The sequence below is a fragment of the Cronobacter turicensis genome (assembly GCF_041222865.1).
Lineage (GTDB): Bacteria > Pseudomonadota > Gammaproteobacteria > Enterobacterales > Enterobacteriaceae > Cronobacter > Cronobacter turicensis.
Genome location: NZ_CP165997.1, coordinates 2,649,507 through 2,667,914, shown reverse-complemented (window position 1 = coordinate 2,667,914; position 18,408 = coordinate 2,649,507). Strand labels below are relative to the sequence as shown.

Here is an 18,408-nt window from a genome sequence, read left to right as displayed (position 1 = left end):
CTGTAATATTTCTCTGTCATAAAAGAGGCATCAGAAGACAGAAAACAAAAGTTATCTTTTAGTAAATATTATGTTGCAAATATGATAATTTTTGTTGTACTTAACGTGTTAGCGGTAGTTCCCCACTGTGACAGCAGTAGCACGACGGAGATCGCGAATGGTAGCGTCCAGAACTGGACTTAAAAGGAAAGCAACCCGCACCACCCGGCGCGGAGGACCCTCCTCCGGCAGCGTTATCTCCACCCCCTCAAACTTGTTCCAGGCTTCTCCCCCTGTTCCAGACGATGCGGTAAGCGGTGCGCGTAGCCGTACTACCGCGTCTTTTCGACCGGCAATTCATGGCTTAAAAGGAAGCCAAACCTCAAATGTTTGTGCGCATAATCGCGTCCACCAGCAGGACGCGGCTCATGTAAACCAACTTAACAAGGTGCCATCCATGGGAAGACAGAAAGCAGTGATCAAAGCTCGTCGTGAAGCCAGACGCGTTCTCAGACGAGATTCACGCAGCCACCGGCAGCGTGAAGAGGAATCGGTCACCACGCTTGTGCAAATGAGTGGCGTTGAAGCAATCGGCATGGCGCGGGACAGCCGCGATAATGCGCCGATTGCCGCTCGTACCGACGCTCAGGCGCATTATCTTGAGGCTATTGAGAGCAAACAGCTGATATTCGCCACCGGCGAAGCCGGATGCGGCAAAACGTTTATCAGCGCGGCGAAAGCCGCTGAGGCCCTGATTCATAAGGATGTCGACAGGATAATTGTCACCCGCCCGGTCCTGCAGGCCGATGAAGATCTCGGCTTCCTGCCCGGCGATATCTCTGAGAAGTTCGCCCCGTATTTCCGCCCGGTGTATGACGTGCTGGTGCGCCGCCTCGGCGCTTCCTTCATGCAATATTGCCTGCGCCCGGAAATCGGCAAAGTTGAAATTGCGCCGTTCGCCTATATGCGTGGACGTACCTTTGAAAATGCCGTCGTGATTCTGGACGAGGCCCAGAACGTGACAGCCGCGCAGATGAAAATGTTTTTAACCCGCCTCGGGGAGAACGTGACCGTGATAGTCAACGGCGACATCACCCAGTGCGATTTGCCGGCAGGCGTACAGTCTGGCCTGAGCGATGCGCTGGCGCGTTTTGAGGAAGATGAGATGATTGGCATCGTGCGGTTCGGCAAAGCCGATTGCGTGCGTTCCGCGCTGTGCCAGCGGACGCTTAACGCTTACGATTAAGCCCGCCTTTCACATCAACGAAAAAGCCCAACGGATGTTGGGCTTTTTTTGTTTTTACCTTTTGCGTTTTCTTTGCGACTGGAAGGTGGGTGCGCTTGCGCTTACCCACCCTACGGAAGGTTCCTGGCACGCGGAAGGTGGGTGCGCTTGCGCTTACCCACCCTACGGCAGGTTCCTGGCACACGGTTGGTGGGTGCGCTGCGCTTACCCACCCTACGGAAGGTGTTGTAGGGCAGGTAAGCGGAGCGCACCTGCCGTTTTCCTGACGAGATATAAAACAAAAAAGCCCGTACTTGCGTACAGGCTCTTTCTTTGAATATGGCGGTGAGGGAGGGATTGATTCGGCCCGTTGGGCCTCACCCTGCGGGCAGTCAGCTCGCAGGGCTCGCAGACTGTCCCACTGGCTGCGCCAGTGGTCGAACCCTGGTCGAGGCTTTTCATCCCTCCCGGGTCGGCGAGATATAAAAGCAAAAAAGCCCGTACTTGCGTACAGGCTCTTTCTTTGAATATGGCGGTGAGGGAGGGATTCGAACCCTCGATACGTTGCCGTATACACACTTTCCAGGCGTGCTCCTTCAGCCACTCGGACACCTCACCATATTGTCTTGCTGCCACGCGTAGCGGGGCAACGGGGCGCTACTATAGGGATCTGCATGAAAACGGTCAAGCAGATTTTTTTCTTTCCTTATCGTTCGGTTAAGGGTTAAACGAAATGGCGTTTTCGCCTGCAAAACCCGCCATCAGGGCCTGTTACGCCACCCGATAACCTCGCTGCCGCTTCGCTTATCCGGTTTTCTGTACCAGGCTTAAACCACAACAATGAGACAGAAAAAGTGGAGCACTATGAAAGAGCGAAATCGTACTATCGGCATCGCGCCTTATGGCGGATCGGCGGGCGGCTGGGGCGCACTCAAGGCTGTCGCCGATGCCATACGCGGCCAGATGTCGGTGAAGCAGGACGTGATTGCCCTGTTCAAAGTTAACCAGCCGCAGGGGTTTGACTGCCCCGGCTGCGCCTGGCCCGACCCGCAGCACGCCTCGTCGTTTGAGTTTTGTGAAAACGGCGCGAAAGCCGTCTCCTGGGAGGCTACCAGCAAGCGCACCACGCCGGAATTCTTCGCGGCGCATACCGTCAGCGAACTATGGGAGCGCAATGCGTTCGAACTGGAAGGCGAGGGGCGCCTGACGCACCCGATGAAATATGATCCCGCGAGCGATACGTATCAGCCCATTGAATGGGAAACGGCTTTTCAGGAGATTGGCGAGCTTCTGCGCAGCTACGACGATCCGGACAGCGTCGAGTTTTACACCTCGGGACGCGCCTCTAACGAAGCGGCGTTCCTGTGGCAGCTTTTCGCCCGCGAATACGGCACCAACAACTTCCCGGACTGTTCAAACATGTGCCACGAGCCCACCAGCGTCGGGCTGCCGGAGTCTATCGGCGTCGGCAAAGGCACGGTGGAGCTGGACGATTTCGACCACTGCGACCTGGTGCTGTGCATCGGCCACAATCCCGGCACCAACCACCCGCGTATGCTCGGCACGCTGCGTGAAGTTTCGAAGCGCGGCGCGACTATTGTCGCCATTAACCCGCTGCGCGAACGTGGTCTGGAGCGCTTTACCTCGCCGCAAAGCCCCATAGAGATGCTGTCATTAAGCTCTACGGAACTGGCGTCGACCTATTATAAGGTGCGGGTCGGCGGTGATGCCGCGATGCTGAAAGGCGTGATGAAAATATTGCTTTCGATGCATGACGAGGCGCTGGCGAACGGCGAGCCGGGCGTTATCGACGAGGCGTTTATTCGTGAGCATACCGAAGGGTTTGAGGCGCTGAAGGCGGATCTCGACGCGACCGACTGGGATCACATCCTGAAAGTTTCCGGTATGGAGCGCAAAGAGATTCAGAATATCGCGCGCCTGTATGCGAAGGCCGAACGGACGATTATCTGTTACGGCATGGGGATCACGCAGCACCAGTACGGCACGCAGAATGTACAACAGCTTGCCAACCTGCTGCTGCTGCGCGGCAATATCGGCAAAAAAGGCGCAGGCATTTGCCCGCTGCGTGGGCATTCCAACGTGCAGGGCGATCGTACGGTGGGCATCACGGAGATCCCCCCGCAGTCGCTGCTTGATGGTATTGAGCGTGTTTTTGGCTTTAAACCGCCGCAGAAGCATGGTCATGGCGCCGTCGCCGCGATTCAGGCAATGCGCGACGGCAAGGCCAAAGCGCTGCTGTGCCTGGGCGGTAATCTGGCCGAAGCGATTTCCGATCCCCAGGTCACGTTCCCGGCGATGCGCAATCTCGATTTAGTCGTGCATATGGCGACCAAGCTTAACCGTTCGCACCTGTTGCTCGGCAAGCACAACTATATTCTGCCGGTGCTGGGCCGCACGGAAACGGACGTGCAGGCGTCGGGCGAACAGAGCATTACCGTTGAGGATTCAATGTCGATGGTGCATGCCTCGCGCGGCATGCTGCAACCGGCGTCGCCGCATCTGCGTTCTGAGCCCGCTATCGTGGCGGGGCTTGCCAAAGCGACGCTGCCGGATACGGTGGTGAACTGGGACAAAATGATCGGCGACTACAGCTTTATCCGCGACGCCATCGAGGCAGTGTTCCCGGCGTTTGAGAATTTTAATGAGCGGGTGAAGCAGCCAGGCGGTTTTCGTCTGCGCAATGCGGCCTCGGAGCGCGTCTGGAATACGCCATCCGGCAAGGCGCAGTTTAAGGTGATGCAGGGGATTAATGAGGATCCGCGGTCGCTGAAGTGTCACGATCTGGTGCTGACGACGCTTCGCAGCCACGATCAGTACAATACGACGCTGTATGGGCTGAATGACCGTTACCGCGGCGTGACCGGGCGGCGGGACGTGTTGTTTATCAACCCCGATGAGGCAGAAAAACGCGAGCTGCGCGTGGGGGATCAGGTCAACGTGACCGCGCTCGATCCGGACGGCAAGCCGACCTCGCGACGGCTCAATAACCTGACCGTGGTGGTTATCGATATGGCGCCCGGCTCGGTAGGCGCCTATTACCCGGAGGCGAACGTGCTGGTGCCGCTGGACAGCCACGATACGCAGAGCGGTATCCCGGCTTATAAAAGTATCCCGATCGCGATGGAGCGCGTCGCCGAGCCGGTGACGACGACGGGCGCACGGCGGTAACCGGATGTAATGGTGGGTGCGCTGCGCTTACCCACCCTACGGAAGGTTTTATAGGGCAGGTAAGCGGAGCGCACCTGCCGTTTTTCGGCGAAGGGCAGGTGCGTTGGCGCTTACCCACCCTACGGAAGGTTTTGTAGGGCAGGTAAGCGCAGCGCACCTGCCGTTTTCCTGGCGCGATATAAAAGCAAAAGAGCCCGTACTTGCGTACAGGCTCTTTCTTTGAATATGGCGGTGAGGGAGGGATTGATTCGGCCCGTTGGGCCTCACCCTGCGGGCAGTCAGCTCGCAGGGCTCGCAGACTGTCCCACTGGCTGCGCCAGTGGTCGAACCCTGGTCGAGGCTTCTCATCCCTCCCGGGTCGGCGAGATATAAAAGCAAAAGAGCCCGTACTTGCGTACAGGCTCTTTCTTTGAATATGGCGGTGAGGGAGGGATTGATTCGGCCCGTTGGGCCTCACCCTGCGGGCAGTCAGCTCGCAGGGCTCGCAGACTGCCCCACTGGCTGCGCCAGTGGTCGAACCCTGGTCGAGGCTTCTCATCCCTCCCGGGTCGGCGAGATATAAAAGCAAAAGAGCCCGTACTTGCGTACAGGCTCTTTCTTTGAATATGGCGGTGAGGGAGGGATTCGAACCCTCGATACGTTACCGTATACACACTTTCCAGGCGTGCTCCTTCAGCCACTCGGACACCTCACCATATTGTCTTCCCGACGTGTCGGGACGGGCGCTAATGTAGGGGAAAGGCCCATAGCCGTCAACGGAAATTTAGCGCTTTCTGACGCGTTTAAACAAACTTCATACAAAATGCGTTTAAAACAACCACTCATTTCCCGCATGGCAAGTCCGTAATATGAGCAAACAAATGCCGTTGATGAATCTGAGCCATCTACACGCGCTTCGTTATATGCGCCGCAATCAAACCGGAGAGAGTACTCATCCGCATGATAATGCAAACCCTATTAATTAAATCCACATAATTACAAAACATAAATATCAATGCCTTTATAAGTATGTATATATCTGTGCTGAAAATGCTCACTCTTAAGATATTATTGAGCCAACATATCTGTATATTGAATGAATGGATGTAACACGCATCAATTCGGTTTTGCTATCTAGCTGGAGGAATCAAATAAAAATTCATTTCAGGAATTGTCAGCTAGTTGGGCTCGGGATAATATGCGCTGGCTTTACACTGTGGCAGGAATTTATTTATTAAACATATGGTTTGGGATAAACAATGATGGAGAAGATATGAAAAGACGTCTCTGTTTGATGATGCTCGCTGGTGCCCTGGCGATAAATGCGGCTTCAGTACTGGCAGCAGACGGGAAAATTAATTTCACAGGTAAAATTACCGATCAGGCATGTGAAATTGATGATGACGATAAAGTGCTGGATGTTGATATGGGTGTCTATTCGGTTAAGCAATTCAACACGACCGTGGGCGTAAAGACGCCACCGATCCCGGTGAATATCAAACTGAAAAATTGCCCGGTAGTAGAAGAGGGCGAAAACCCGCACTTTAGCATCTATCTGACTGGCGATGCTGATACGGTGAATAAGGATTACCTGAAGGTGGCGGATGGGGGCGCGACCGGCGTGGCGATTGCGATTACAGATGATGAGGGAACGCTTATTCCTATGAATCAGTTCTCACAGCGTAAATTCGAAATCACCGATGCGACGATGGATCTTAATCTCATTGCTTATTATGTCTCCACGAGCACCACGGTTGCCGCAGGCGCAGCCAACGGAACGACAGATATAACCTTTGATTATCGTTAATTACTGATTCGTTTAACGTATCAATAAGCCGTTAACGCGAGTTGACGGTTTATTGTTCCTCTTTCGACATGGGTTGACTATGCGTGCGACGAGAAAATACATTCTCAGGGCGAATATTTTTTTACTCCTGATCTTATTGGTGAATAACGCGACCGCTGGCGGTATTGTGGTGGGGGCACCCGTGTCATTTATGAAGGCAATAAAAAAGAAGCGGCGCTGAGCATTAAAAATAACAGCGCTGCCAGCCCGTTTTTATTGCAATCCTGGGTAGATAACGGCGACGGTAAAACACGCGGTCCTTTTATGGTCACGCCGCCACTGTTCCGTATTGAATCTGAAGAAGACCATGAATTACGTATCGCGAAAACCGGCAGCTTGCCGGAGGATCGCGAATCACTGTTTTATCTGAATATCCGCGCCATTCCACCGTCATCGCCGGAGGCGGTCAATACCCTTAAGCTGGTGGTCAAAACCCGCATCAAACTGTTTTACCGTCCGCAGGCGCTGGTGGTCGACGCGCAAACGGCCTACCAACAGCTCAAGTTTCATCTCGCCGAGGGCCATCTGCTGGCCGAAAACCCGACGCCATTCTACATGGTGTTTGACAGCCTGAAGGTTGGCGCGACCCGCATTCAGAGCGCCGACATGCTGGCGCCGTTCGCCAGCCAGCGCTTTGCGCTGCCAACAAAGGAAACCGGGCGGGTGGTGAGCTGGCGCGTCATTAACGACTATGGCGGTGTTACGAAACCTGAGACTCGCACTCTGTGAGCCGTACAGCAAGGAATGCGCCGTGAAGAATACTGCCAACCTTTTTAATGACGGCCCGGAAAGCGGCATTTGTCGTCTCACTATCGCCGTGCTGGCATACGCTCTCGTTGGCGGCGCTGGCGTCTGTGCGCAGGAGAAAGTCTGGTTTGACCCGATGCTAATGGAGCAGGGCGATCCCGGGGAGCGGGGCGCAGATTTATCGATTTTTAGTACGCAAAATCAGCTGCCAGCGGGCAACTACCCGCTGCGCATCCGGCTTAACGGCAGTGAAATGTTTACCCGAACGATTCCGCTGACAGTGAATGCGCAAGGGGAGACCCATCCGGTCATTACGCCCGCGCTGCTGGAGGAACTCAACGTAAAAACTGACGCCTATCCGGCGCTCGCGGCACTGGCTCCGCTTGCGCCCATTGAGGATATTGGCGCGCTGATCCCGGCGGCATCAATACGGCTTAATACCCATCGGATGGCGCTGGAGGTAAGCATCCCGCAGGCGGCGCTCCGCCGTACCGCTCGCGGCTATGTCGACCCGCAGTTCTGGGACGACGGCATTCCGGCGCTGTTTAGCAACTACACCTTTAACGGCGCGCACTCGCAAAGCGACGTGGGGAACGGCGATACCTCGCAATACCTTAACCTCCAGAACGGGCTGAATCTTGGCCCGTGGCGGGTGCGTAACTATTCCACATGGAGTAAAAGCGACGACGAGGCGCACTGGGATTCCATCTACACCTTTCTGCAACGGGATATTAAACCCTGGCGCTCGCAGCTGACGCTCGGCGAGAGCTATTCCCCGTCGATGATTTTTGACAGCGTGAAATTTAAAGGCGCGCAGCTCGCCACCGACGATAACATGCTGCCCGACAGCCTGCGCGGGTTCGCGCCGGTGATTCGCGGCATCGCGAATTCAAATGCGGAAGTCACGGTGCGCCAGAACGGCTACATCATTTTTCAGGACACCGTCGCGCCGGGCGCGTTTGAAATCAACGATCTTTACCCCACGTCGCATAGCGGCGATCTGGAGGTGACGATAAAAGAAGCGGACGGCAAAGAGCGGCGGTTCATCCAGCCGTTTTCCGCCGTGCCGATTATGCAGCGGCCAGGGCAGATAAAATATAGCCTGACGGCGGGCGAGTACGATCCGAACAGTTCGCAGGATGCCACGCCCGCGTTTGCGCAGGGAACGCTGATTTACGGTTTGAACAATCAGCTGACGCTGTATGGCGGCGCAATGGGTGCAGACACTTATCAGGCCGCGGCGCTGGGGGTTGGCGTCGGGCTGGATGAATGGGGCTCGGTCTCGCTTGATGTGACCCATGCGCGCAGTCACCTGCAAAATAACACCACGTCATCAGGCCAGTCCTATCGTTTTCAGTATTCCAAAAATATTGAACTGACGGATACCGCTATTACGCTTGCGGGTTATCGCTACTCCACCAGCGGCTATTTCGCTTTTGACGAGGCGAATCACGACGAGGCCTGGTACGACGATCGCTACAGCGGTTATTACCAGCAGCGCAGCCAGTTGCAGATCAGTATTAACCAGACGCTTAACGATATCGGGTCGTTTTATCTCAACGGCTATCAGCGTGATTTCTGGAACCGCACGGACAAAGAGCAGAATCTCTCGGTGGGCTTCGCGTTTTCAACGGCAGGCGTGACCTGGACGCTCTCTTCGGCGTGGAATAAAACAGACGCTCAAACCGACCGACAAATTGCGCTCGGCGTCAGCGTGCCGCTTAGCCGCTGGCTGGCTAGCAGCTGGGCGACCTTTAACGTCAGCCAGAATCAGGATGGCGATACGCGTTACCAGAGTGGTCTTAGCGGCACGCTAATGGATGACGGCAGGCTCAGCTATTCACTTCAGCAGAGCTATAACCAGGCGGGGCAGAGCGGCGATGACACCGCCGACAGCAGCGCCGATCTTAATTATAAATCACGCTTCGCTAACCTGAGCCTCGGCTATTACCACTCTGATGATTCGCAGCAGTGGAGTTATGGCGCGTCTGGCGCGCTGGTAATGCACCCGCATGGCGTCACGCTGTCACAGCCGCTCGGCGATGCCTTCGCGCTGGTGGATGCCAACGGGGCCAGCGATATCCGCTTTAAAAACCAGGCTGGCGTTTCGACGGACTGGCTGGGCTATGCCGTTATTCCCTGGCTCTCGCCTTATGAAAGAAACGAGCTGACGCTGGATACCACCACCATGCCCTCCGGCGTGGACGCGCAGAATACGCACCTGACGCTCATCCCTAATAAAGGCGCGCTGGTGTATGCGCGTTTTGATGCACGCGAAGGGCTCCGCCTGCTGTTGACCCTGCGGCAGACCAGTGGCGAGCCGGTGCCGTTTGGCGCGTTGGTGACGCTGGATGGCATTGACGGTTATGAAAGCATCGTCGATGAAGGCGGTGTGGCGTATCTGTCTGGCGTCAAAGAGAACGGCGTGGTGCAGGTGAAGTGGGGGAACCATGCCGGACAGCGCTGTCAGGCGTCCATCGTTCTACCCGAAGCGGGGCCAGACGAGGGCGATTTGCGCCCTCTGACCGCTATATGCCGATAATAAGAGAACAAAATATGTTTAGAGTCATGTTATGCGTGCTGCTGGTCTGCCTCGCCGTTATCACGTCTTTTTCACGGGCGGCAACGGGGTTCTGTAATACGACCGGCGGGCCGAAAATATTTAATGTCGATGCGAGTATGACGGTAACCAATCCTGATGTTAATCAGAGCGGTAAAACCTTTACTGAACGGTTTGGTTCCTCGGAAAGCTACAGCGCGCATTGCGACTGCGATGACAGCGATCTCAACAAAGATCCGCATCCTGGCGTGAATTATAAAAGTGAGTATCTGGCGCCATCAATCCAGTACGGGAGTGGGTATTTTATCCGGGTGAATGACAATATCGATCTGGAAGCCGCGATTAACATTGCCAACGTGGGCGATGTGACAGTGCCGTTTACCGATATCTGGAATAAAAAAAATAATGGCTGTTCGCTGAATAGCTTTACGACGGGGCAGAGCGGCTCGCTTATGTTTCGCATCAGTAAGCCTTTTATGGGGCAAATCGTCATTCCGCAAATGGCGGTGGCGGCTATCTATGGCACCGTCAGGCCGGGGCAGTATTCCAGCGAACCGATGGCGAAGATTTTTCTGCAGGGCACTATTACCGTACCGCAAAGCTGTGAAATCAACGCGGGCGAGGTTATCTCCGTTGATTTCGGTACCATTTTTGCCAGCAATTTCACGACCCGTGGCCATAAGCCTGACGGGTTCGTGGATAAAAAAACGGCTATTGCGTATGTTTGCAAAAATATCAGCGATGGGGTCGTCTTAACCATGACGTTTTCTGGTGCGCCAGCGAACGGTATGCCGGAGGCGCTCGCCACCAGTAATGCCGATGTCGGCGTGCTGCTGAAAAACGCCAGCGAGCAGGTGATCCCCATCAATACCGGCGAGGTGCCGATGCCGCTGGATACGTCAGCCGATATCTCCCGGCGTACCGGCGAGGTGAATATCCTGACGGCGCCGGTGAACCTCAGCGGCAAGGCGCCGCAAAACGGCGAGTTTTCCGGCTCGGCATCGATAACAGTGAATATTCGCTGACATTGCCTGCTTTTCCTGTCGCCGCCACCCCCAAAGGCGGCTGATTTTGTTATGGTTACTACCATTAACCTGTCAGGAGAAGCGCCGTGGAGATCCTCTTTTACCATCCCTCTTTTGATATCGCCGGGTGGGCCCCTTTACTGCAACGTCATCTGCCGCATGCGCGTCTTCGCGCCTGGCTGCCTGGCGATAACGCCGCCGCGGATTACGCGCTGGTCTGGCATCCGCCGTATGAAATGCTGCGCGGGCGCTTGAACCTGAAAGCGATTTTCGCGCTCGGCGCGGGTGTGGATTCGCTCTTAAGCCGCCTGAACGAGCATCCGGATCTGCTGCCGCCCGGCGTGCCGCTGTATCGCATGGAGGATACCGGCATGGCCGCGCAGATGCAGGAGTACGCCATAAGCCAGGTATTGCACTGGTTTCGTCGTTTCGATGATTACGCCGCGCTACAGCGTGAAGCGCGCTGGGAGCCGCTGGAAGAGTATCGTCATGCGGATTTCACTGTCGGCGTGCTGGGGGCGGGCGTGCTCGGCGGCCAGGTGGCGCAGAGCCTGAGTTGTCTGGGCTTTCCGGTGCGCTGCTGGAGCCGCAGCCGCAAAACGCTGGCAGGCATTGAAAGCTTCGCCGGCCCGGATGAATTACCTGCGTTTCTGCACGGCACGCGGGTACTGATCAACCTTCTGCCCAATACGCCGGAAACGGTGGGCATCATGAACGCCCGGTTGCTCGCAGCGCTTGCGGATAACGCTTATGTCCTGAACCTGGCGCGCGGCGTTCATCTGGTGGAAGAAGATCTGCTGGCCGCGCTGGAGTGCGGAAAAGTGAAGGGCGCGATGCTGGATGTTTTTCATCATGAGCCGCTGGCGCAAGAGAGTCCGCTATGGCGGCATCCGGGTGTGCGCATTACGCCGCACGTGGCGGCCGTTACCCGCCCGGAAGAGGCGGCCGCGTTTATCGCACAGAGTATTACGCGTATCGAGCGCGGCGACATGCCGCCGAATCAGGTGGACGTGGCGCGCGGCTACTAAGCGCGCCGCCCGGCGATTCGGCTAAAAATCGCCGGGGATACCTGTTATCCTTGCACAAAATCACAGAGGAGAGCGCCATGTATCCCGTTGACCTGCATATGCACACTGTCGCCAGCACCCATGCCTACAGCAACCTGCATGATTACATCGCCGCGGCGAAACAAAAAGGCGTCCGCCTTCTGGCTATCACCGATCACGGCCCGGACATGGCGGATGCGCCGCATCACTGGCATTTTATTAATATGCGCATCTGGCCGCGAGTGGTGGATGGCGTCGGTATTCTGCGTGGTATCGAAGCGAATATTAAAAACCGCGAGGGTGAAATCGACTGCACCGGCCCGATGCTCGATTCGCTCGATCTTATCGTCGCAGGCTTCCACGAGCCGGTATTCGCGCCGCAGGATAAAGACGCCAATACGGAAGCGATGATCGCGGCGATGGCGAGCGGCACGGTGCACATTATCAGCCACCCTGGCAACCCGAAATATCCCGTCGACATTCCGGCTATTGCCGCCGCCGCCGCGAAATATCAGGTTGCGCTTGAAATTAACAACTCCTCGTTTACCCATTCCCGCAAGGGCAGCGGACCGAACTGCAAAGCGATTGCCGCGGCCGTACGCGATGCAGGCGGCTGGGTAGCGCTGGGGTCTGATTCTCACACCGCCTTTACGCTCGGCGATTTCCATGAGTGCCGCAAGGTGCTGGATGACGTCGATTTCCCCGAAGATCGCATCCTGAACGTGACGCCGCGTCGCCTGCTTGATTTCCTTGAAACCCGCGGCATGACGCCGATAGCTGAATTCGCCGCCCTTTAATTTTGCCTGAAATGGAATCTGTTAATGAATGAGTTTTCAATAATTTGCCGCCTGCTGGGCTCCCTCTGGTACCGCGCGCCGCAGGACCCGGTGGTGGCGCCGATCTACAGCCTTATCCGTGAGGGTAAGCTCGCGCAAAACTGGCCGCTGGAGCAGGATGAACTGCTGGCGCGGCTGCAAAAAAGCGCGCAGCCGGATGAGGTTCAGGCAGATTACCAGGCGCTGTTCGGTGAGGACGACGCCCGCGTGACGCCCCTGCGCTCTGCGTGGGTAGAGGGAGGGAGCGATCAGGAGGTGCGCGCCTTTTTAACCACGCGCGGCATGCCGCTCGGCGAGGCGCCAGCGGATCATTTCGGCCTGCTGTTGCTGGCAGCCTCGTGGCTTGAAGATCAGTCTGCGGAAGATGAGGCGCAAGCGCAGGAGATTTTATTCGGCGAGTTCCTGATCCCCTGGTATGAAACGTTCCTCGGCAAAGTGGAAGCGCATGCCGCCACGCCGTTCTGGCGCACGCTGGCGCAGGTCACCCGCGAAGCCATTCAGGCGATGTGGGAAGAGCTGCAGGAAGAGGAAGAAGAGAACGACGCAGAGTAAATTAAATGTGATATTTGTCACATTTAAAATGTAACTCACTGTACGTTATTTCATATGACGTGCGGCAGATCGCATTTCCTGGACGGCGTTTTGTTAAGATACGCCGCCATGAACAGACACATTTCTCTCGCATTAACGACCGGCCTGCTCTCCGCCCTCTGGGCGTGGGCCGCCGTGTCGCTGGGCCTGCCTTCCTGGGCGGGCTTTCTCGGCTGTACCGCCTGGTTTGCCAGCCCAAAAGGCGGCGTCACCGGTTTTCTGACTATCCTGTTTACATTATGCAGCGGCGTGCTGTGGGCGCAGGTCATCATCGCTGGAAGCGCCGTAGCGCCGGAACTCGCCTGGCTAAGCTACGCCATGACCGGCGTGGTGGCGTTTCTGATGTGCATTCAGGCGCGCCAGACGTTGCTTGGATTCGTGCCGGGAACATTTATCGGCGCCTGCGCGACGTTCGCCGGGCAGGGCGACTGGAAGGGCGTGTTGCCTGCGCTGCTGCTGGGGCTACTGTTTGGTGTGGCGATGAAGTGCAGCGGGCAGTGGCTTGCCGGGCGTTGTGAGCCTGAGAAAACCACTGCTACGGAGTAATAAAAGAAAACCCGCGTAAGCGGGTTTTTTATCTGCCAGTCAGACGGCGGGTGCGGAGAGACCGCGATATTTCTTCAGCACCGGATTATTCACCGCGCCTGGGTCGTTAAGCTCCCACAAACCGCGCGTGATCCCATCGTTAATTAAATAGATAACGCCCGTTTCAATGGCCGACATCAGGCACTGCATAACGGGTTCGTTAGCGGTATACCCGACCTCGCCCTCCAGCAGCCGCTGATATTCAATAAAGCGAAAGACGCCCGCCTGCACCTCATAAGAGAGAATGGTTTTACTGGTATTTACCGAGGAGAGAATCTCGCCGGTACTGACATTCACGACGCGCAAATTGACGGCGACCTGATCGAGCTGATATTGCGTGTCCGCCCCGATACCGAAATATTTCGCGCCCGCGCCGCCTGATTTCACATTACTTTCATAACCGATAATCGAGCCTTCGATCATGACATTGGCAGACATTAACGACTGCAGTGGCATGCGGTTATTATCGCCCACGGTACCGTTTTCCTGCGAGGCGCGAATAATCTTTCGCTCATTGAGCAGATTCTGAAGACCCTGACGCTCCAGCGGAATAAACCAGCGGGAATCTTTTAATGCCGTCACCAGCATGGCGGTGGCGCTTTGGGGAACTGCGGTTGAGAAGTTACTGGCCGGGTAGGGTTTAAACTGCCCGGTTTCATCCTGAATATTATATACCGAGACGTAAAGCCTCCCTTTCGGCTCCGGCAGATGAATCAGATCCTGATAGCTCTGTCCGCGTGGCATCAGGGTAGGGCTTGCGGCCTCTTTCGGTGGCGCGGTCAGGCATCCGCTTAACAGTATTGTGGCGATTAGAACGATCAGGCGCTGCATTGTCATCATCCTTCTGTTATCACAGCGGTTAAAAATTGGTCGAGCCGGACTGCAGGCCAGAGACCTGGATCGTGGAGGTTTTGCCGGTTTTACGATCGGTCACGTTGAGATAAAGCTGACCGTCGCGATTAGAGATATCAACGATAAAATCGTTGGTGACCATACGACCCGGCTTACCTTTATTGATATTGGTTAACAGGCCACCCAGCAGCTGTGACTGAATCGCCTGTGTAAAATTATCAAGCGCGGAGGGTGTATCGATTTTATAATCGTCATAAGACGGGTCTTTATATGAGTTTTGCGCCTGCGCGCTGTTCAGCAGAAAAGGGCCATTATTCGGGTTTCCGCCGAAGCTGGGATTACGAAACTGGAAGGTCATATTTCCGGCCAGAGCAGGGTGTGACAGCAACAGTAACGTCATGACAGCAAATGTCCGCTGCATAGCAGCCTCCGTCGTTCAGTGAATTAAAATTCATCGCCGGTTAAATCACCGGTACTGAGTAATGCCTTATCTATCTGGCGCTGTTTCAGCGCCTCGTTGGCCTGGGCTATCGCAAGCTCGACCGCGTTATCCGCCCCTTTGCGGGAGGGGAATAAAAAGGTCTGGTAAATAACATCCTGATCGAGCGTGAGGGTTATCCAGCTCCCCCAGCGTGCGCTCGGCTTTTCATTCACCGAGAGCGTGCCGTCAAAAGGGGTATCCCATTTTTCGGCGAAATCGCGATAAAAATCGTGTCCGACCGAAGAGACCGTATGGTCAGTCACCAGGCCCGGAATCTCCGGTTCGACAGCACGTCCGCACAATGCAGCGCTCCAGAGCGTGGCAACCAGTCCACACAAGAGCCAGCGCTTCATGGGTCAGCCCCTCATGTGATGGTTTGCCCAGGTCACTGCCTGCGTACGGTTCTTTACCGCCAGTTTTTTAAACAGGTTATAGAGATGGGTTTTGACGGTGTTCTCACTGATAAACAGCGAGCGTGCGATTTCCATATTGGAGGCGCCGAAGCGCAATTTATTGAGGATCTCTTTTTCGCGATGCGTTAGCAGCACGGCGTCGCAGTTCAGAAAATGATAAAATCCGGAGCGGGTAATCAGGTAGCTCGCCAGACGCTGGTTGAAAAAGCACTCGCCCCGCAGGATGCACTGCATCCCTTCAATCACGCGCTTTTCGTCATCTGTCGCGTAAAATACGCCGCTAATATGCGGCCATTTTTCTATTTCCTGAAAAGGGTATTCATCCTGCACATTTAGCAGAATGACTTTTGCTGTCTGTGGACGTCGTCCGAGATTATCTTTCCAGTAGGCCATGCTTTTTTTATCGGCTTCGGCCATATCTAAAAGAATAAGCGTTCCTGTTGTTATCTCTTCCAGAGAGCGTTGGATATTATGGATTTTCCCCTCCAGACTGAGCGCGCTTTTAAAATTTTGCAATAAAGCACTGGCCTGCAGAGACGGTTTGGTGATCAACAATAATGACTGACCATGTAACGCATGGAATTCATTAATCATGATGAAACCCCGTTTTATTTACACACGGCTGAGGAAACAAAGACATCAGCCTTCCGTATCGGTAAGCATTGTTATGTGGTAGTCCAAAAAATAAATGTTACACACCGCCAGGGCTGGCGAGAGAAATAAAGCAAGAAAATTCTTATTAGTCCAATCTAACTACTGGGCTGTTTAAAGCAAGTGTTAAAAAAGTAACTAAATGTAACTATAAATTGTTAAATATTACTTATGCTTTAGGGGTAGTTAACTATGGATGTAGCAACACAAATGGTTTTATACAGGTTTAATGAGGGCGTGGGATTGATTATTTAACTGATTTATAATGTTTTTATTTGAAATTTTCTTTTCATCCCGCGCAGAGTTTACGGCGCCTGGACAGCGAGAGCGCTCTCTCACGGTCTGAATAAGAAACCAGGCGTAGATCTCAGTAATAAGAAAGCTGTGAGGGAGTGGTAATAATGAAGAAAATAAAAAAATAGCATGGCAATACTATTAATAATGCCAGAGCGTCTTAGCCAGATTGTGCATAAGTGAATCATGCCTGCATCGCAGTCCAGCTTTTAAAATACGAAAAACAGGTGAGGTATTTTATAAATAACGCGAGACATACTGCTTGTCGTGGCGTGATGAATGGCCGAGGTCTGATATTCATCTGCGCTTATGGCGTGAGGTTTAATCAGTTAAGCCTTAAGGGCCAGGAGTAATATGAATAAATTATTGCTGAGCTGTTGTTTTGTTTCTTTATTAGCGTCATCAGCGGCGTTTGCGGTTAACGCCGATATGGCTGGCGCTGAATATAACTTCGCCGTAAATGAATTAAGCCGCTCTTCGCTGAATCAGGCGGCAATCATAGGCCAGCAAGGGACGCGGAACAACGCGCTGGTACGCCAGGAAGGAGCGACATTACAGGCCACGATTGTCCAGAACGGTATCGCCAATCAGGCCGCTATCGATCAGCAAGGCGAAGCCAACGTGGCTGCTGTCATGCAAACAGGCGCCGCGAATCAGGCAACGATTAGTCAGGAAGGCTATGGGAATCTCGCCTCGGTGACGCAACAAGGAGTCGGGAACCGCGCGAGCATTATCCAGGCAGGGACGCAAAAAACCGCAGTTGTTGTGCAAAGGCAGTCAATGATGGCCGTTCGCATCATTCAGCGTTAACGCCATTTCGTGTTTTTAACATCTTTCCAATGGGGGTTGTCTCATGAAATTGATTAAAATCGCTGTTATCGCCGCACTGGTTGTTTCCGGTAGCGCAATGGCATTTCCTTTCCATCAGTCCGCTGAAAACTCCACGCTGAAAATCTATCAGCAAGGCGTTAATAACAATACGACCGCACTGCAGTCGGATGCTAAAAACTCAACCACTGAAATTAACCAGCTTGGCACTGCGAATGGCGCGGATGTCGGGCAGGGTTCTGACGACAGCAAAATTCTGCTTAATCAGAACGGTTTCGCCAACAACTCCACCATCGATCAATGGAATGGTCACGACTCCGGCGTGACGGTAAACCAGAACGGCGTACAGAACGGCGCGCTGGTCAACCAGACCGCGTCCGGTTCACAGGTCTATGTGACCCAGACCGGCTACGGCAACCACGCCAGCGCCTCTCAGTACTGATTATCCTGGGGCAGGGCCGCGGCCCTGCTTTATCAGGAGGGCATCCACTATGCTCGATTTACTCATGATCGCCGCGTTAAGCGGAGAGGTGGCGTTTAAAGCGCAGCCTCAGGATGCGGGCTGGCAAGTGACGCCTGTCGTGACCGTGGCCCATGCTTGTCTGTGTCGTATTGAGATGGAGCTGCGCCGGCAGGGCAGCTCCGGTAGTGTCGTCACTCAACAGCGAAAAGTGTTGACTCTCTCCCCGAACGCACCGCTCGCGCTGTCTACGTTCTTCTTAAGCGTCGCGGCTGACGATACCGTCACGCTGCGTGTCACCGTCAGCGACAGCGGCACGGCGAGTTTTACCGGGCAGTGGTCGCCCCCCGTGCGCACCTGAAGACCGTCCCCTGATTTAAGACCATTTTTTTTGCGCTGACCAGGCGATGAATTTCTTTGGTATCGGCTTTAATTATGTCAATTTGTAATTTATATGTTAATTGCAAGTTAAAATAATAACGCCTCTGCAGGAGTCATCGCTATGTATAAGCCGCTTTTCGTTACGCTCATTACCGCAGCATTCGTCGGTTTCTCTGGTCCTGGCTTCGCGCAGCCGGGCGGAACGATTGCCTTTCATGGCGCGATTGTCGAAGAGGGCTGCGCGGTTACACACCAGACGGCGCGCATAGAGGTGTCCTGCGCGCGCGGCAATCAGGTGCATCGTCAGACACTTACGCTGCGCGCGTCAGGCGTGCGTGAAATCCATTCCGAATGGGTGCACAGCCGCCTCGATTACCTTAACCCCGCGCATACGCTCGGTATTCTGACATTAACCTACCGCTAAGCTGGTTTTGGCAGTA

At 54.7% G+C, this 18,408-nt stretch carries 17 protein-coding genes, 2 tRNA genes, 3 other RNA genes and 1 pseudogene; 14 read left to right on the top strand and 9 right to left on the bottom strand.

The genetic code is table 11. The features are described 5' to 3' along the window. Positions 1-436 precede the first annotated feature (436 nt). The gene (phoH, locus tag AB8W27_RS12795; RefSeq protein WP_041923414.1) at positions 437-1,225 is read left to right on the top strand and encodes a phosphate starvation-inducible protein PhoH; all 789 of its coding nucleotides are present in this window, start codon (positions 437-439) and stop codon (positions 1,223-1,225) included. A gap of 319 nt (positions 1,226-1,544) precedes the next feature. Here phoH and AB8W27_RS12790 read toward each other — a convergent pair. Then, positions 1,545-1,687, bottom strand: a non-coding RNA gene (locus AB8W27_RS12790) — RtT sRNA. 47 nt (positions 1,688-1,734) lie between these two features. Further along, a tRNA-Ser gene (locus AB8W27_RS12785) sits at positions 1,735-1,822 on the bottom strand. Between the two features lie 246 nt (positions 1,823-2,068). Between AB8W27_RS12785 and AB8W27_RS12780 the strand changes: the two genes are divergently transcribed. Continuing rightward, positions 2,069-4,393 carry an FdhF/YdeP family oxidoreductase gene (locus AB8W27_RS12780; RefSeq protein ID WP_041923415.1) on the top strand — a complete coding sequence of 775 codons (2,325 nt, stop codon included), beginning with the start codon at positions 2,069-2,071 and terminating at the stop codon, positions 4,391-4,393. Between the two features lie 226 nt (positions 4,394-4,619). Here the strand turns inward: AB8W27_RS12780 and AB8W27_RS12775 are convergent. The 3 genes from AB8W27_RS12775 to AB8W27_RS12765 all read right to left on the bottom strand — a co-directional run bounded on the left by AB8W27_RS12775 (position 4,620) and on the right by AB8W27_RS12765 (position 5,087). Then, a non-coding RNA gene (locus tag AB8W27_RS12775) (RtT sRNA) lies at positions 4,620-4,762 on the bottom strand. 47 nt (positions 4,763-4,809) lie between these two features. Further along, positions 4,810-4,952, bottom strand: a non-coding RNA gene (locus AB8W27_RS12770) — RtT sRNA. A 47-nt stretch (positions 4,953-4,999) separates the two neighbouring features. Beyond that, a tRNA-Ser gene (locus tag AB8W27_RS12765) sits at positions 5,000-5,087 on the bottom strand. Positions 5,088-5,645: 558 nt separating this feature from the next. Between AB8W27_RS12765 and AB8W27_RS12760 the strand changes: the two genes are divergently transcribed. The 8 genes and pseudogenes from AB8W27_RS12760 (at position 5,646) to AB8W27_RS12725 (ending at position 13,569) form a co-directional block, all read left to right on the top strand. Beyond that, positions 5,646-6,179: a fimbrial protein gene (locus AB8W27_RS12760; RefSeq protein WP_015740798.1), complete on the top strand. Its 534-nt coding sequence runs from the start codon at positions 5,646-5,648 to the stop codon at positions 6,177-6,179. Positions 6,180-6,258: 79 nt separating this feature from the next. Then, positions 6,259-6,947 (top strand): annotated as a pseudogene (locus AB8W27_RS12755) (molecular chaperone). 67 nt (positions 6,948-7,014) lie between these two features. Then, positions 7,015-9,507, top strand: coding sequence for a fimbria/pilus outer membrane usher protein (locus tag AB8W27_RS12750; protein WP_049787171.1), 2,493 nt, complete (start codon positions 7,015-7,017; stop codon positions 9,505-9,507). 14 nt (positions 9,508-9,521) lie between these two features. Then, positions 9,522-10,550 carry a fimbrial protein gene (locus AB8W27_RS12745; RefSeq protein ID WP_282914011.1) on the top strand — a complete coding sequence of 343 codons (1,029 nt, stop codon included), beginning with the start codon at positions 9,522-9,524 and terminating at the stop codon, positions 10,548-10,550. 86 nt (positions 10,551-10,636) lie between these two features. Further along, positions 10,637-11,578, top strand: a complete 942-nt coding sequence (gene ghrA, locus AB8W27_RS12740; protein ID WP_015740802.1) for a glyoxylate/hydroxypyruvate reductase GhrA — start codon at positions 10,637-10,639, stop codon at positions 11,576-11,578. A 77-nt stretch (positions 11,579-11,655) separates the two neighbouring features. Then, a complete protein-coding gene (locus AB8W27_RS12735; protein ID WP_041923418.1) occupies positions 11,656-12,393 on the top strand; it encodes a phosphatase in 738 nt (245 codons plus the stop codon). A gap of 24 nt (positions 12,394-12,417) precedes the next feature. Beyond that, complete coding sequence (locus tag AB8W27_RS12730) at positions 12,418-12,984, top strand: molecular chaperone (RefSeq protein WP_015740804.1); 567 nt, start codon at positions 12,418-12,420, stop codon at positions 12,982-12,984. A 108-nt stretch (positions 12,985-13,092) separates the two neighbouring features. After that, entirely contained in the window at positions 13,093-13,569 is a 477-nt protein-coding gene (locus tag AB8W27_RS12725; protein ID WP_041923419.1) for a DUF1097 domain-containing protein, read from the top strand. A gap of 39 nt (positions 13,570-13,608) precedes the next feature. Here the strand turns inward: AB8W27_RS12725 and csgG are convergent, their stop codons facing one another. The 4 genes from csgG to csgD are packed head-to-tail and all read right to left on the bottom strand — an operon-like array spanning position 13,609 to position 15,948. After that, positions 13,609-14,439, bottom strand: coding sequence for a curli production assembly/transport protein CsgG (csgG, locus tag AB8W27_RS12720; RefSeq protein WP_015740806.1), 831 nt, complete (start codon positions 14,437-14,439; stop codon positions 13,609-13,611). Positions 14,440-14,467: 28 nt separating this feature from the next. Further along, a complete protein-coding gene (gene csgF / locus AB8W27_RS12715) occupies positions 14,468-14,881 on the bottom strand; it encodes a curli production assembly/transport protein CsgF (RefSeq protein ID WP_041923420.1) in 414 nt (137 codons plus the stop codon). A gap of 23 nt (positions 14,882-14,904) precedes the next feature. Beyond that, entirely contained in the window at positions 14,905-15,294 is a 390-nt protein-coding gene (gene csgE / locus AB8W27_RS12710; protein WP_041923421.1) for a curli production assembly/transport protein CsgE, read from the bottom strand. A gap of 3 nt (positions 15,295-15,297) precedes the next feature. Beyond that, the gene (gene csgD, locus AB8W27_RS12705) at positions 15,298-15,948 is read right to left on the bottom strand and encodes a biofilm master transcriptional regulator CsgD (protein ID WP_041923422.1); all 651 of its coding nucleotides are present in this window, start codon (positions 15,946-15,948) and stop codon (positions 15,298-15,300) included. Between the two features lie 705 nt (positions 15,949-16,653). Between csgD and csgB the strand changes: the two genes are divergently transcribed. From csgB to AB8W27_RS12685, 4 genes are all read left to right on the top strand, one after another. Then, positions 16,654-17,109 (top strand): curli minor subunit CsgB, encoded by a 456-nt coding sequence (csgB, locus tag AB8W27_RS12700; RefSeq protein ID WP_015740810.1) that lies wholly within the window; start codon positions 16,654-16,656, stop codon positions 17,107-17,109. 43 nt (positions 17,110-17,152) lie between these two features. Next, entirely contained in the window at positions 17,153-17,569 is a 417-nt protein-coding gene (gene csgA / locus AB8W27_RS12695; protein WP_007782804.1) for a curli major subunit CsgA, read from the top strand. A gap of 49 nt (positions 17,570-17,618) precedes the next feature. Beyond that, positions 17,619-17,948, top strand: coding sequence for a curli assembly chaperone CsgC (gene csgC, locus AB8W27_RS12690; RefSeq protein ID WP_015740811.1), 330 nt, complete (start codon positions 17,619-17,621; stop codon positions 17,946-17,948). A gap of 141 nt (positions 17,949-18,089) precedes the next feature. Further along, positions 18,090-18,392, top strand: coding sequence for a type 1 fimbrial protein (locus AB8W27_RS12685; RefSeq protein WP_015740812.1), 303 nt, complete (start codon positions 18,090-18,092; stop codon positions 18,390-18,392). Positions 18,393-18,408: the final 16 nt, after the last annotated feature.

Bases quoted from the DNA above. Each gene is read 5' to 3' on its own strand.
- csgC (WP_015740811.1), top strand. From the start codon at position 17,619: ATGCTCGATTTACTCATGATCGCCGCGTTAAGCGGAGAGGTGGCGTTT.
- AB8W27_RS12730 (WP_015740804.1), top strand. From the start codon at position 12,418: ATGAATGAGTTTTCAATAATTTGCCGCCTGCTGGGCTCCCTCTGGTAC.
- csgE (WP_041923421.1), bottom strand. From the start codon at position 15,294: ATGAAGCGCTGGCTCTTGTGTGGACTGGTTGCCACGCTCTGGAGCGCT.
- AB8W27_RS12685 (WP_015740812.1), top strand. From the start codon at position 18,090: ATGTATAAGCCGCTTTTCGTTACGCTCATTACCGCAGCATTCGTCGGT.
- csgG (WP_015740806.1), bottom strand. From the start codon at position 14,439: ATGCAGCGCCTGATCGTTCTAATCGCCACAATACTGTTAAGCGGATGC.
- AB8W27_RS12735 (WP_041923418.1), top strand. From the start codon at position 11,656: ATGTATCCCGTTGACCTGCATATGCACACTGTCGCCAGCACCCATGCC.
- AB8W27_RS12725 (WP_041923419.1), top strand. From the start codon at position 13,093: ATGAACAGACACATTTCTCTCGCATTAACGACCGGCCTGCTCTCCGCC.
- AB8W27_RS12760 (WP_015740798.1), top strand. From the start codon at position 5,646: ATGAAAAGACGTCTCTGTTTGATGATGCTCGCTGGTGCCCTGGCGATA.
- AB8W27_RS12745 (WP_282914011.1), top strand. From the start codon at position 9,522: ATGTTTAGAGTCATGTTATGCGTGCTGCTGGTCTGCCTCGCCGTTATC.
- csgA (WP_007782804.1), top strand. From the start codon at position 17,153: ATGAAATTGATTAAAATCGCTGTTATCGCCGCACTGGTTGTTTCCGGT.
- phoH (WP_041923414.1), top strand. From the start codon at position 437: ATGGGAAGACAGAAAGCAGTGATCAAAGCTCGTCGTGAAGCCAGACGC.
- csgF (WP_041923420.1), bottom strand. From the start codon at position 14,881: ATGCAGCGGACATTTGCTGTCATGACGTTACTGTTGCTGTCACACCCT.
- AB8W27_RS12780 (WP_041923415.1), top strand. From the start codon at position 2,069: ATGAAAGAGCGAAATCGTACTATCGGCATCGCGCCTTATGGCGGATCG.
- csgB (WP_015740810.1), top strand. From the start codon at position 16,654: ATGAATAAATTATTGCTGAGCTGTTGTTTTGTTTCTTTATTAGCGTCA.
- csgD (WP_041923422.1), bottom strand. From the start codon at position 15,948: ATGATTAATGAATTCCATGCGTTACATGGTCAGTCATTATTGTTGATC.